The organism is Hyphomicrobium sp. DMF-1, from assembly GCF_027886585.1.
Lineage (GTDB): Bacteria > Pseudomonadota > Alphaproteobacteria > Rhizobiales > Hyphomicrobiaceae > Hyphomicrobium_C > Hyphomicrobium_C zavarzinii.
The window spans coordinates 3,572,749-3,585,520 of sequence record NZ_CP115706.1 but is presented as its reverse complement, the minus strand read 5'-3'; the positions used below and the strand labels follow the sequence as shown (position 1 = coordinate 3,585,520).

The window sequence follows — 12,772 nt, the reverse complement described above, 5'->3', positions numbered from 1 at the left end:
TTAGAACGGCTCTTCCTCGCCTGGTGCCGCCGCGACCAGATGATGGCGGCTGTAGAGTGCGAAATAGGCGATGAAGATTGCGTAGACGACCGCGGCGCCGATGATCACCCGGGGATCCACGAGGAACCCCGCGACCACAGCGACGCACGCCAGGATGAGCGCGATCCCCGATGTGAGGATTCCGCCCGGCGTCCTGTAGGGCCGGTCGAGGTTAGGCTCCCGGATGCGCAGCGCGATATGCGAGGCCATCATCATCACGTACGAGACCGTTGCTCCGAACACCGCGATCAGGATGAGGAGATCGCCCTGCCCGCTGAGCGAGAGCAGGAAGCCGATGATACCGGGTACGATCAGCGCAACATAGGGGGTTTTACGTCCGCTCGTCAGCGACAGCGCGCGGGGCAGATACCCGGCGCGAGACATGGCGAACACCAGCCGCGAGTAGCCGTAGATGATCGAGAAGAAGCTCGCGATGAGGCCGGCCAGACCGACGAAGTTGACGAACCGGCTCACCCAGGTCGGGCCGCCGAAGACTTTGGGAGACTCGAGTGCCGCCACCAGCGGATTGCCCGAATCCTTGAGTGCATCCGCCCCCGCGCCGCCCGGACCGAGCGTGAGGATCAGTGCACAGAATGCCAGCAGAACGAGGATGCCGCCGATCAGGCCGCGCGGCAGGTCCCGCTTGGGATCGTTGGTTTCCTCAGCCGCGAGCGGAACGCCCTCGATGGCGAGGAAGAACCAGATCGCGTAGGGGATCGCCGCCCAGATGCCGAGATAGCCGAACGGCAGGAACGGGCTCGCCCCGGCAGCATCGGTCACCGCGATGTCGAACAGGTTGTTCGTATCGAAATAGGGGATCATCGTGACGACGAAGACGATGAGCGCCACGACAGCCAGCGCCGTGATGGCGAAAATCAGCCGGAGCGCTTCGCCGGCACCATAGAGATGGATGCCGAGGAACACGACGTAGAAGGCCAGATAGACGATCCACCCGTCGATGCCGAACAGGGAATTACAGTAGGCGCCGATGAAAACCGCGATCGCCGCCGGCGCGATGGCATATTCGATCAGGATCGCGATGCCGCAGAGGAAACCGCCCCAGGGGCCGAAGGCGCGTCGCGCGAAGCCGTATCCGCCGCCCGCCGTGGGAGCGATGGTCGCGAGTTCCGCAAGCGCGAAGCACATGCAGGTGTACATGGTCGCCATCAGGATGGAGGCGATGAAGAGGCCGCCCCAGCCGCCTTGTGCGAGTCCGAAGTTCCAGCCTGCGTAGTCGCCCGAGATAACGTAGGCGACGCCGAGGCCGACGAGCAGCAGCCATCCTGCGGCGCCGCGCTTGAGCTGACGCTTTTCGAAATAGTCTTGCCCAACCTTGTCGTACTCGACACCTGAGTGTCCCACTGACTCCATGGTGATCCCCTTGAACTTGTGTTTGTTTATTGTATTTCCGCAGCGCAGCATCATGCGTTCGGAGCCGGCGGGGCCGGCGCCGTTGTAAAGCGCGATGGAGGGTTGCGGCGCACATCGCCCAAAAATGACGACGGCAATCTCACTCTTAGTGTTGGAAGACGCTAGTGATGCGCTATTATGTCGTCTATCCAATTTCGGCATGCGTGCTTGACGTCCGACTTAAGTCTCATTCGGCAACAGGCACGAGTAGTCCCGAAATAGCTCAAGTGGACGTTGCGCATGGTGGCTTTGTCGGATCGCCACGCCCCCCCGCCGAAGGGCTCGCCTGACGGTAATACGGCCGTTCACGCGGCTATCACGCGCGATATCGACGAGCAGGCGGCGCTTCTGCGCGGCTGGAACCAGACCTACGATCAGATCTCCGCCGGCGCCTTCAGCGGCTCGTTCTGGGAAGCCCGGATCGACGACGTTCAGTTTTTCCGTGAGATCACCAGCAATTCGCTTCATCAGACCGGAGACTTGCCGGAGGGGACGATCGCCGTCGGCGTGCCGATCGCGTTGCGCGGTAACGCGAGGTTCTGCGGTCAGCGGTGCGACGGAGCGCAGGTGCACGTCTTTTCCGGCAACGATGCATTCGAGTTCTTTTCGCCGAGCGGATTGGACATCGCGGGTTTCGTGCTGAGGGAGCAGGACTTGCGCTGCTCTTTGACCTCGGACGAGTTGGAAACGGTCCTGCCGTCGCTTGCAAACCCGCATCTTCGTGCGGTCGATGGCAGCGCGGCAGAGCACATGCGCCGCATCTTCGCCGACGTTTGCGAGGTCGTCACCAACTGTCCGGATCTCGAAAACGATGCGCCGCGCCGGGCGTCCATGACCCGCGATGTGCGGGCTGCCCTGGTAGCGGCCTTGTCGCGAACCGAAAACGACAGCTTCGACGTTCCCTCCGCGAAGCGCGCCCGCATCGTGCGCGATGCGCGCGATCTCGTGACCGAGTCGCCGGATGGTTATACGAGTGTGGAGGAGTTGTGCCGCACGCTGGGCGTCAGCCGGCGCGCGCTCCAGCAGTCGTTCCAGGAGACTCTGGGGCTCAAGCCCTCGGCCTATCTGCGGTCCCTGCGCATGAACGGGGCGCGCCGGGCGATCAAGCAGGCCAATTCCGTAGCGGAAGCGGCCACGCTCTGGGGCTTCTGGCACTTCGGCCGCTTTGCTCGCGACTACAAAGTGATGTTCGGCGAGCTTCCGTCGGAAGCCTTCCGCCGCTATCACGGACCGGCGGAGGCGGGCGAGCCGTGAGCGGCTTCACCGCGACCCAAAGGTTTTGATGCCAGAAACGGCGGCGGCAAACGCGGCGTGCCAGTCCGCGCATGGCGATTGTGGCTTCACGCGACGCCCGCTGCGCGTAAAAGCGAAAGGTCTGCCGACGGCTTCCGCGGCAAGCGCAGCCACGCCGACCGCCGTCAGCTCCGGTTGATCGGAGACGATCAGCTCCCGTTCGAGGCAATCGGCGAGAAACTGGCAGAAGTAGCGGTTGCGCGTCATGCCCCCGTCGATCGAGATGGCCTCGCCCGGCGCTGAAGCCTTGCTGATCGCCATCATGACCTCGGCCGTGCGCAGCGCGACACCTTCGAGCACCGCCTGCACGAGATCCGCCTTGGTCGAATCGAGCGAGAGGCCAAGCCACGCGCCGCGCGCCGACCGGTCCCAATGCGGGCACGCAAGGCCGGCGAGCGAGGGCACGAATGCTAGCCCACGCGAGATCGCGGGAGGGGTGTCGAAGTGGTCAATGTCCGAGAATGCATCGAACAGGCCGAGCGATCTCGCCCATTCCAACGCCGACGACGCACAATAGACGCCGCCGTCGACCGCATATACGGGCGCGCCGCCCGCGTTCTGCCAGGCCACGGTGGGCAGCAGACCGCCACCCGGGTTTTGGTGGAGCGTTCCGGTGATCTGCAACGCGAAGGCGCCGGTGCCGAACGTGATCTTCGCGTCGCCTTGTCTGCGGCAGCCATGGCCGTAGAGCGAGGCCTGCTGATCGACGATGCTGGCTGTCAGCGGAACCTTTTTGGCCCCGCACGCCAGCGAGCCGAAGTCGCCGCTGGTGGGCACGATCCGCGGCAAGGCCTCGATTGGCACGCCGAACAGGCGGCAGAGCTCCGGGTCCCAGCTTCCCGTCGTGATGTTCATGAGCGAGGTGCGTGAGGCGGTCGCGATGTCGGTTTCGAAACGGCCTGTCAGGCGATCGAGGAAGAAGGCATCGGTGGTTCCGAGCCTGAGGCGGCCTTGATCGGCAAGCCGCCGCGCCTCGGGGATCTCACGTAGGATCCACGCGAGTTTGGATGCCGAGAAATAGGGGTCGAGCGGCAGCCCGGCACGCTCGCGCACGATCGCTTCCGCGCCATCGGCCTTGAGCCTGTCCGTGAAGGCGGAGGTGCGCGCATCCTGCCACACGATTACGGGACCGACTGCGGACTTGGTTTCCGCATCCCAGCCGAGGCAGCTTTCTCCTTGATTGTCGATACCGATGGCCCCGAGATCGCCGATCGCACCCGCCGCGTCGAGGCAAGCCAGGATATTGCGGATCAGTTCCTCGGGATCGTGCTCGACATGATCGGGAGCCGGATAGAGCTGTTGGTGCGGCAGCGAGGCGATGGTCCGCACCGAGCCGTCGCCGTCGATGACCAGCGCGCGCGTGCTCGTCGTGCCCTGGTCGATGGCGAGCGTCTTCATGCCTTGTCTTCCGCGAACACGATGTGCACCGGCCCGTTGAGATCGATGGGAAGCCGATCGAGCGGGATGAGAATACGCCGCTCGGGTAGCGCGTCGATCCTTTGAGACCATAGGTTTTGGCCGGAGACAACGACCGAAAGCGTGCCTCGGGCCGGCCGGCGTACGCGCACTTGGAGAGTCCTCGGTGCACCGCTTGCCGCGACGAGCCGTTGCGGCACCACATACTTGAGCGCGTCTCCCATGAGGGCGAGGCCTGCGCGTGGGGTGGGCTCCGGCAGTGTCCCGGCGAGACTTCCCGCGATCATCCGCGCCGCAGCGCGGCCCTCGGCCCAGCACCAGCCAGCGGTCTCCACGGGGCGCAGCAGGTTCCCGGCAGCGAAGTATGCCGGATCGCTGAGGCGGAAGAACTGGTCCACGCAGGGACCACCCGACATGCTGTCCACGGCAAGGTGGCTGTCGCGCAGTAAAGAGGCCTCCGGCAGGAACTGCCCGGTGACGATCACCCCATCGGCCTCGATCCGCGAGGTCCGCCCGGAGCGATCGGCAACCTCGACTGCCTCTACCTGCGCGCGCCCCTCGATGCGCGTGATCGAGGCCCCGAGCATCAGCGGAACGCCAAGCGCGCCGGGCAACAGCCGGGAGGCGCGCCAGGCGGTGATGCGCGCGTTGGGCTCTATCATTGCCACGGGCTTGATTCCGGCATGGCGGCAGGTGAGCAAGGCCGAGAACGAGACCAGCTCCGTCCCGAGAATGACGGGACGGCTGAACGGCTTGAGTCCGTCGAGATACACGAGGCCTTGCAGAGCCCCGGTGGAGAGCACGCCGCTGGGTTTTGTTCCGCCGATCAGCCGGGTGGCACGCGTTTTCTCTCTCACGCCGGTCGCGACGAGCACACGGCGCGCGCGGATTGTTGCGAGCCCGTCCGGAGACGAGACGTCAATCTGCGGGCCGGGCTTGAGCGAGGTGACGGAAACGCGTGTCCTGATCTCGACGCCCACCCGCAGCGCCCGCTCGACGAGGCGCGCGGCATAGTCCGGTCCGCGAAGAACGCGCGAGAATTCGCGCATGCCGAACGGATAGTGGCCGCAATGACGCGGAATGCCCCCGGCCTCGCGTTCGCGCTCGATCACCACGACGGAGGCAACGCCGAGGCGTTTCAACTCCACGGCCGCGGACAAACCGGCCGGTCCACCGCCGATGATCGCGACGTCGTAAGCAGGGGCGGTGTCACCTGTCATCTGGTGCCCCGCTCATGGGATGCTTGAGGCGGTCCTTGGTCAGGCGCGCGAGCTCGGCCGAGCAATAGAAGCCCTGGCAACGGCCCATGGTCACACGGGTCTTGCGCTTCAATCCGGCGAAGCTACCTGGCGCGAGCGGGCCTTCGAGAGCGGCTTCGATTTCCGCGCGCGTCACGCGCTCGCAATGACAGACGACACCGTCGTTGCATGGTGTCTGCCAGCTTCGCTCTCCCGCTTCGCTGATCTGCGCCACCGTGGGCCAGATGGGATCGGTGAGAGCGTGAGGAGCGTGGCCAAGCTCGAGATACTGGGAGAAGACATGGCGCGCGATGCCGAGCGCCGAGCTCAGTCCCGTGGAGCGGATGCCGCCCACCGTGATGAGATTGATCTCGCGATGGGCACGGATCTGATAGTCCTTGAACTCGGTCGCAGGCCGGAGCCCAGCGTAGATCGCGGAGACCTCGATGCCGGAAAGAGCGGGCACGATTTGCGTGCCCCGTTCCTGCAACTGCGCGAGCGTCTCAGGCACCAGCACCGCCTCGTCTCGCGCCGTTTGTTCTTCGGCCGTCGGGCCGACCAGAAGATTGCCGAAAGCGGTGCGGCACACGACGATGCCTTTGGTCGTCGCGCTGGGGACGGGAAGCAGGATGCTCTTCACCAGCCCTGCAGCCGCCTTGTCGTAGACGACGAACTGCCCCTTGCGCGGGCGAATATGAAAATCGGAGGCGCCGCGAAGCGTCTGGTCGACGAGATCGCCATAGAGACCCGCCGCGTTGATTACGCACGTCGCTGCGATCTCTCCCGCGCTCGTCTCCAATCGCCAGGCCGATCCGTCGAACTGCCCCGCGAGGACTTCGCACTCGCGCCGAAGCTCCGCGCCGTTTGTGAGCGCCTGCAGCAAATAGGCGTGCGGTGCCGACCAGGGATCGATGATGAACTCTCGCGGAACGCAGAACCCCGCCCGTACGCGGCGCGAGAGATTGGGCTCCCTCCGCAAGATCTCGTCGGACGTGAGCGCCTCGACATCCCCGACACCGTTGTCGCGCGCCTGCTGCATCAGCTCGGGGAGGCGCGCTTCCTCCTCTTCCGTCCAGGCGAGCACCAGCGCACCGGACCGGATGAGCGGAAGGCCGAGACGCTCGCGAATGTCGAGATATTCGCTATAGCCGCTTGCAATGCACGATTGCTCCAGCGAGCCGCAAGGCGCGTCGAAGCCCGTATGAAGGATCCCGCTGTTTCCCTTGGACGCGCCGTCGAGAATGTCGGGAGCCTTCTCGAGCACGATCACCTTCGCGCCTTCGAGAGTGAAGCGCCGCGCGATCGCACAGCCGACGACGCCCGCCCCGACAACGGCGACATCGAAACCGGATTGTGCGTGCGAGCGCGACATAAATCTGTACTCGTTCTAATTTTGCAGCTGCGAAGCTTGCGAGACCCGGGCCAACCGGGATGATGCCTGTTTAGTCAATTTTGGCGCGGCATTAGTCAGAATGACTGCCTGAATGATCACAACTTCAGCACTATGAATGTTGACTCGGGCAATCTTCTCGTTTTCATTTATCGAACGCAAGGGGGCTCGGCATGAAACCGAAGCATCGGCAGGCGCACATCGCTGAGCTCGTCAGCCAGAGGGGGGAAGCCTCGGTCGACGCGCTTGCTCAGCAGTTTGGCGTCTCCGCGGAGACGATCCGGCGGGACCTCAGCCAGCTCGCGGAAGGCGGCGTCATCCAGAAAGTGCATGGCGGCGCGCGCCGCTCGCCCCTTATTGCAGAGGGCAGCTTTTCCGAGCGCATGGCGGAGAATGCCGGCGCAAAGGAGGAGATTGCGCGAAAGCTCGCTCCGCTCATCGAGCCTGGCGACACCCTCTTCATCGACACCGGCTCGACGACGCTTGCCTGCGCACATCAGCTTGCCGCGGTTCCCGAGCTTACCGTAATCACCAATTCGGTGCGCATTGCGCACGTGATGTCCTCGGGCGAGGGCCGGCCGAAGGTGCTGCTGCTCGGCGGCGAGTTTCGCAACGACAATGCGGAAACGGTTGGCCCGACCACGATCGAGCAGATCCGCGGATTTCAGGCAGATCATGCGGTGATCACGGTGGCAGCGCTCGATGCGTCTGTCGGTGCGATGGACGCGGAGCTCGATGAGGCGCACGTGGCGCGCGCGATGATCGAGTGCGCACACCGGCTCATCGTTGTCGCCGATGCCAGAAAGATGGAGCGCAAAGCGGCCTTCCGCGTCTGCCGGCTGGATGAGATCGATGTTCTTGTTTCGGATACTGCGCCGTCGCCCGCATTCAGGGCCGCGCTAGGGGAAGCCGATGTCGAGTTCAGATGAACATTCGCTGGCGCGCCTTGTGCGCGCCTTCTCGGTTGGGGGACTTCGATGCCGGCCGTGATCAGGCACTATGTCAGGATCGTAGACAAGATCTCGAACTATGTCGGCTACGCCGCCATGTCGCTGGTGTTCGTCATGATCGGCGTGCTCCTCCTTGATGCCGTCACGCGCAATGTCATCCGCATGCCGCTGCACTGGTGCGTGGAGTTCGCGCAATTCACGCTCGCTGCCTACTACTTCATGGGCGGAGCGATGACGCTCAAGAACGACGAGCACGTTCGGCTCGACCTCGTCTACTCCAGATTGTCCGACAAGGGCCGGGAGTGGATCGACATTCTCACGAGCGGCTGCCTCATTTTCTATCTCTCGATCATGCTCATCGGCGCCATCTCGAGCCTGAAGTACGCGATCGCGACCAACGAGAAGCGGTTCTCGATCTGGAATCCCTCGATGATCCCCATCAAGACGCTGATGGTCGCCTGTCTCGTGCTCATGATCCTTCAGGCAATTTCTCTGCTCTTCAAGCACATCGCGGCCGTCAGGGGTGTCGATCTCAAATGAGTCATGAGCTGATCGCACTTCTGATGTTCTCGTCGATGATGGTGATGCTGCTCACCGGGCAGCGCATCTTCGCGGCGATCGGCTTCGTGGCCTCCGTTGCCGCGCTTGCCCTCTATGGACCCGGCGGCATCGAGATGCCGTTCAGCGCCACCTTCAAGCTGTTCAATTGGTTTCCGATTCTCACGGTGCCCATGTTCATCTTCATGGGCTACATGTTCTCGGAGTCCGGCATCTCCGAAGAGCTTTATCGGATGCTGCACGTGTGGTTCGGCCGGTTGCGAGGCGGGCTCGCGATCGGCACCATGCTTCTCATGGTCATCATCTCCGCGATGAACGGCCTGTCGGTCGCCGGCATGGCCGTGGGAGCCACTATCGCGCTGCCCGAGATGCTGAGGCGCGGTTACAACAAAGTGATGATCTCGGGTGTGGTGCAGGGTGGCTCGTCCCTCGGCATCCTTATTCCACCGAGCGTCGTGCTCGTGCTCTACGGTATGATTGCGCGCCAGCCGGTGGGACAGCTTTGGCTCGCCGGCGTCGTCCCCGGCCTGCTGATGGCCTCGATCTTCATTCTCTACATCGTCATACGATGCCGGTTGAACCCGGATCTCGCACCCACGGTAGACGATGAAGATCTCAACATGCCGCTCAAGGAGAAGCTCAAGCTTCTGCGCGCGGGCATCATTCCATTTCTCATTTTCCTGTCGATGACCGGCTTGTTCGTGATGGGCTACACGAGCCTCGTCGAGGCCTCGGCGGTCGGCGTGACGGCGTCGATTATCGCGGCCGCGGCCAAGGGCCGGCTCACCTGGAAGGTTCTTTTCGAAACCTCCAAGAAGACGCTGAACATCTCGTGCATGTTCATGTGGCTCATTCTTGCCGCGCTCGCATTCGGCGGCATCTTCGACGGACTGGGTGCGGTGCGCGCCATCGAGCGGCTGTTCATCACAGACATGGGTCTCGATCCCTGGATGGTGATGTGCATGATGATGGCGACCTTTATCTTCCTCGGCATCTTCCTCGACGACACCGCGATGCTCGTGATCGTCGCCCCACTTTTCATTCCGCTCGTGAAAGCCCTCGGGTTCGATCTGATCTGGTTCGGCGTGCTCTACACGATCACGTGCCAGATCGCGTACATCACGCCGCCATTTGGCTACAACCTGTTCCTGATGCGAGCGCTCGCGCCCAAGGAAATCACGCTGATCGACATCTATCGCTCGATCATTCCCTTCTTCCTCATGATGGTCGGCACAATCGTCATCCTGATGATCTTCCCGCAGATCGCGCTGTGGCTGCCCAACTACATGTATGGCAAGTGACGCCGCGCCTCGTACCGCTCGAAATCGATAGCATCACAGGGAGTAAGGACATGTCGAAATCAGATTTGATCAAAGGCAGCACCGACGCCTCCAAGCAAAGCAGGCGCTCGTTCCTGAAGACGGCCGGAACCGGCGGCGCTGCGGCGCTGGCGGCGACGACGGTGGCCGCGCCCTACGTCAAGGCGCAGGGCGGCAAGATCAAGTGGCGCCTGCAGACGTACTCGGGCGCGCCGCTCGGCGCCCATGTCATCAAGCCGCAGATCGAGGCATTCAACAAGGCTGCCAACGGCGAAATGGAGATCGAGCTTTACTATGCCGACCAGCTCGTACCTACCGCCGAGCTGTTCCGCGCCATGCAGAGCGGAACCATCGACGCCGTGCAATCCGACGACGCGACGATGGCCTCGCCGGTCGACATCGCAGACTTCGGCGGCTACTTCCCGTTCTCCTGCCGGTTCAGCCTCGATCTTCCGGTCATGTTCAAATACTACGGCTTGGACAAGATCTGGGAGGAAGCCTATTCCGAGGTCGAGAACGTCAAGTGGCTCTCCGCTGGATCCTGGGATCCGCTCCACATCTTCACCAAGTCGCCGATCAAGAGCCTGGCGGACCTCAACGGCAAGCGCGTGTTCGGCGTGCCGACCGCAGGCAAATTCCTCTCGCGCTACGGTTTGGTGCCCGTCACCGTGCCGTGGGACAACGTTGAGGTCGCGATTCAGACGGGCGAGCTCGACGGCGTGGCCTGGTGCGGCTTCACAGAAGCCTACGAGGTCGGTTGGGCCGACGTCTGCAAGTACGCGCTCCTGAACAACATCTGCGGCGCCTGGTGTGGCTCCTACTTTGCCAACAAGCAGAGCTGGGAAAAGGTACCGCCGCACCTGCAGCAGCTCTTCCTCTCCACGATCGACCAGTCGCACTACTATCGCCAGGTCTGGTATTGGGGCGGCGAGGCGAAGCTGCGCGTCGAAGGCAAGAAGATGGAGCTGACCGAGATCCCGAAAGAGGAATGGGAGAAGGTGGTGAAGGACGCCGAAAGCTTCTGGGACGAAGTCGCAGCCAAGAGCCCGCGCGCGGCGCGTGTGGTCCAAGTCTACAAGGACTACACGGCCGTCATGAACAAGGTCGGCTATCCGTACCGCTGAGTATTCAGGACATGAGAGAGCGAGAGAAGGCGGCGGCCGTGTGCGCCGCCTTTTTCTTTGGAACTAAGGGGCCGCCCGCCATCACGACGGTTTGTTTTGCCCGAACGAGGAAAGCTCGAAGATCTCCGACAGCATCCCCCAGAAAAAAGTCTCACCGGGGTATCCGGTTATCCGTCCGATCTCGCGGTCGTCTTCGACGAGAATGAATGTCGGCGTCACCGTGACGGGTTTGGTGATGAACGAGGGCAGGGGGGCGCGAAGATCGATATGACGCAGCGGCGCGAAACGGCCTTCGTCTGAAACGGGATAGATAGGTCCGATCTCTCGATCCCAGAGCGCACACCAGGAGCAGCCCGTCTGCCGCACCATGATCAGCTCGGCCGCTTGGGCATTGCTAGCGAGAGCAAGCATCAGCGAGGCGCCCGCGAGAATGCCACGATGCAGCCACGCCGACCGGCCGAAGGAGACGAGAAACCGCGCGATGCTCATTTGTTGACGGGGCTATCCGGATCGAACAGATAGGCGACGACATCCTTGATCTGCTGCTCCGTCAAAAAGGCGTGCGCTCCGAAGCGCGGCATGTTCGAGCAGGCAACAGTGGCTTGAGGATTGTAGATCTTCGCGAACGTGTCACGCGCAGCCTCGGCGCTGAAGTTGCGCAGCTTCCCATACTCCAAAAGACTGGGTCCCAGCGTTCCGAACGATAGCTCCGACTTCGCCATTTGATGGCAGGCATAGCAGTTGCCGCCGTTCACGGTGTCGGCATTGTCGCTGAACTGTCCGCCACGCCCGCTCTGAGCGACCTTCTCGCCATCCCGCCATTTGCCGAGAACCTGCCCATCCTTCGGCAGGACGACGGTTGAAGCTTCCCGCGCTAGGATCTTTTCGGCGACATCGTCGGGAGGGGCATTGCGAAAACGCGAGCAGGAGGCCTGCGTCTCGTCCTGCTTCAGCCGCACTTTCCAGGTGGCCTCGGCGTTTCGCCACATCTCCTGAACGTAAGGCTCGGTGATCGATGGATCGCCCGCGCCGGAGCGTTGCGCCCCTTCGTCATGATGCTCACCGGTGTCGTGGGCGACGGCATTCATGGCGCCAGCGATGAAAAGGGCGGCGCAGAGTGTGAGTGTCCGCATGGGCGAGCCCCGGTTAGCGCTTGATTGAGGGGACATTGAGCGTTCCACCGTCGGCCTGCTTGGCCAAGTAGATCATGAGTGCGGTCAGTCCCGCCGAGCCGTATTCCGGCGGCGGCATGCGCATCTGACGATAACAGTCCCACAAGCGGTTCTGCATGGTCCGCATCTGGCTCTGAGAGACGCGGTAGGTGGGCCACGATCCCATCGTCTCTGTCGCGTCCTTGCCGGGCTTGGTCAGGTTCGGGAGCTGGGTGGTCCGAATGCGTGCGGAATCGGCGCTGTGACAGGTGGCGCAAGAGAAATCCAAGAGCGAACCGCGTCGATAGAAAAGCTCCTCGCCCACGGCGTAGGCGTTCTGCTCCTGCACGTCATCGAGCGGAATATGGAACGTCATTCCGCTCGACTTGTTGGCGATGTAGGCCACGAGATCCTCCATGTCGGAGGTCGTGCCGGGCGTGCTGAACTTGCGCGCGACGATTTCCTTCGTGTCGAGCGCCTGTATGGTCGTCATGCACCAGAGAAGCCGCTGCTCGAGATCCATCACACTGTCGGAATCGGCGAAGTAGCGGGGAAGCTCCGCATAGGCGCCGTCAAGAATGCCGGGACCTTTGCCGAGATCGCACGTTTCGAGCGAGACGTTCTTCTCACCTCGCGCCAGTTTCCACAGCGCTTCGCCCCGATCGACGTTGAGAAACGCCGGGTTGGCCATCGGGTCGTTGATCATTTCCCGGTAACGCTGGATCTCGTCCTCGGTATCGCCTGCATGAAGCCCCGCCGCTCCGAAGACGAGAAGGACAAGGGTCGCGGCGAGGGAAAAAACGCGGACGCGATGTGTCATGCGGCTGACCTGGGTGTGGCGGCGCGCTAGGCGCGCTGCATCGATGCGGCGGGCGTGGATGCGG

General features: G+C 63.0%; 12 protein-coding genes. 5 read left to right on the top strand and 7 right to left on the bottom strand.

Features of this window, described 5'->3' with window-relative positions; all coding sequences use genetic code 11:
- Complete coding sequence (eat, locus tag PE058_RS16460; protein ID WP_271028890.1) at nt 1-1,410, bottom strand: ethanolamine permease; 1,410 nt, start codon at nt 1,408-1,410, stop codon at nt 1-3.
- Nucleotides 1,411-1,689: 279 nt separating this feature from the next.
- Between eat and PE058_RS16455 the strand changes: the two genes are divergently transcribed.
- Nucleotides 1,690-2,703, top strand: coding sequence for a helix-turn-helix domain-containing protein (locus tag PE058_RS16455; protein ID WP_271028889.1), 1,014 nt, complete (start codon nt 1,690-1,692; stop codon nt 2,701-2,703).
- Nucleotides 2,704-2,709: 6 nt separating this feature from the next.
- Here the strand turns inward: PE058_RS16455 and PE058_RS16450 are convergent, their stop codons facing one another.
- From PE058_RS16450 to PE058_RS16440, 3 genes are read right to left on the bottom strand one after another with little or no spacing between them, the layout of a single operon-like run.
- A complete protein-coding gene (locus PE058_RS16450) occupies nt 2,710-4,140 on the bottom strand; it encodes an FGGY family carbohydrate kinase (RefSeq protein ID WP_271028888.1) in 1,431 nt (476 codons plus the stop codon).
- Complete coding sequence (locus tag PE058_RS16445) at nt 4,137-5,378, bottom strand: NAD(P)/FAD-dependent oxidoreductase (protein ID WP_271028887.1); 1,242 nt, start codon at nt 5,376-5,378, stop codon at nt 4,137-4,139. The genes PE058_RS16450 and PE058_RS16445 overlap by 4 nt, the downstream gene beginning before the upstream one ends.
- Nucleotides 5,368-6,768, bottom strand: a complete 1,401-nt coding sequence (locus tag PE058_RS16440) for an NAD(P)/FAD-dependent oxidoreductase (RefSeq protein WP_271028886.1) — start codon at nt 6,766-6,768, stop codon at nt 5,368-5,370. The genes PE058_RS16445 and PE058_RS16440 overlap by 11 nt, the downstream gene beginning before the upstream one ends.
- A 191-nt stretch (nt 6,769-6,959) precedes the next feature.
- On the opposite strand from PE058_RS16440, the gene PE058_RS16435 reads away from it, so the two are divergent.
- The 4 genes from PE058_RS16435 to PE058_RS16420 are packed head-to-tail and all read left to right on the top strand — an operon-like array spanning nt 6,960 to nt 10,737.
- On the top strand, nt 6,960-7,715 hold the full coding sequence (locus PE058_RS16435; RefSeq protein WP_020085419.1) for a DeoR/GlpR family DNA-binding transcription regulator: 756 nt from the start codon (nt 6,960-6,962) through the stop codon (nt 7,713-7,715).
- 48 nt (nt 7,716-7,763) lie between these two features.
- Nucleotides 7,764-8,276, top strand: coding sequence for a TRAP transporter small permease subunit (locus PE058_RS16430; protein ID WP_020085420.1), 513 nt, complete (start codon nt 7,764-7,766; stop codon nt 8,274-8,276).
- A complete protein-coding gene (locus tag PE058_RS16425) occupies nt 8,273-9,595 on the top strand; it encodes a TRAP transporter large permease (RefSeq protein WP_020085421.1) in 1,323 nt (440 codons plus the stop codon). The genes PE058_RS16430 and PE058_RS16425 overlap by 4 nt, the downstream gene beginning before the upstream one ends.
- 50 nt (nt 9,596-9,645) lie before the next feature.
- On the top strand, nt 9,646-10,737 hold the full coding sequence (locus PE058_RS16420) for a TRAP transporter substrate-binding protein (RefSeq protein ID WP_020085422.1): 1,092 nt from the start codon (nt 9,646-9,648) through the stop codon (nt 10,735-10,737).
- 81 nt (nt 10,738-10,818) lie between these two features.
- Here the strand turns inward: PE058_RS16420 and PE058_RS16415 are convergent, their stop codons facing one another.
- From PE058_RS16415 to soxA, 3 genes are read right to left on the bottom strand one after another with little or no spacing between them, the layout of a single operon-like run.
- Nucleotides 10,819-11,226, bottom strand: a complete 408-nt coding sequence (locus PE058_RS16415; RefSeq protein WP_271028885.1) for a thioredoxin — start codon at nt 11,224-11,226, stop codon at nt 10,819-10,821.
- On the bottom strand, nt 11,223-11,870 hold the full coding sequence (soxX, locus tag PE058_RS16410) for a sulfur oxidation c-type cytochrome SoxX (RefSeq protein ID WP_271028884.1): 648 nt from the start codon (nt 11,868-11,870) through the stop codon (nt 11,223-11,225). The genes PE058_RS16415 and soxX overlap by 4 nt, the downstream gene beginning before the upstream one ends.
- Nucleotides 11,871-11,883: 13 nt before the next feature.
- Nucleotides 11,884-12,708 (bottom strand): sulfur oxidation c-type cytochrome SoxA, encoded by an 825-nt coding sequence (gene soxA / locus PE058_RS16405; protein ID WP_020085425.1) that lies wholly within the window; start codon nt 12,706-12,708, stop codon nt 11,884-11,886.
- Nucleotides 12,709-12,772 lie beyond the last annotated feature (64 nt).

Coding starts and splice junctions, on each gene's coding strand:
- eat (WP_271028890.1), bottom strand. CDS start 1,410: ATGGAGTCAGTGGGACACTCAGGTGTCGAGTACGACAAGGTTGGGCAA.
- PE058_RS16430 (WP_020085420.1), top strand. CDS start 7,764: ATGCCGGCCGTGATCAGGCACTATGTCAGGATCGTAGACAAGATCTCG.
- PE058_RS16440 (WP_271028886.1), bottom strand. CDS start 6,768: ATGTCGCGCTCGCACGCACAATCCGGTTTCGATGTCGCCGTTGTCGGG.
- PE058_RS16425 (WP_020085421.1), top strand. CDS start 8,273: ATGAGTCATGAGCTGATCGCACTTCTGATGTTCTCGTCGATGATGGTG.
- soxA (WP_020085425.1), bottom strand. CDS start 12,708: ATGACACATCGCGTCCGCGTTTTTTCCCTCGCCGCGACCCTTGTCCTT.
- PE058_RS16455 (WP_271028889.1), top strand. CDS start 1,690: ATGGTGGCTTTGTCGGATCGCCACGCCCCCCCGCCGAAGGGCTCGCCT.
- PE058_RS16435 (WP_020085419.1), top strand. CDS start 6,960: ATGAAACCGAAGCATCGGCAGGCGCACATCGCTGAGCTCGTCAGCCAG.
- PE058_RS16450 (WP_271028888.1), bottom strand. CDS start 4,140: ATGAAGACGCTCGCCATCGACCAGGGCACGACGAGCACGCGCGCGCTG.
- PE058_RS16445 (WP_271028887.1), bottom strand. CDS start 5,378: ATGACAGGTGACACCGCCCCTGCTTACGACGTCGCGATCATCGGCGGT.
- PE058_RS16420 (WP_020085422.1), top strand. CDS start 9,646: ATGTCGAAATCAGATTTGATCAAAGGCAGCACCGACGCCTCCAAGCAA.
- soxX (WP_271028884.1), bottom strand. CDS start 11,870: ATGCGGACACTCACACTCTGCGCCGCCCTTTTCATCGCTGGCGCCATG.
- PE058_RS16415 (WP_271028885.1), bottom strand. CDS start 11,226: ATGAGCATCGCGCGGTTTCTCGTCTCCTTCGGCCGGTCGGCGTGGCTG.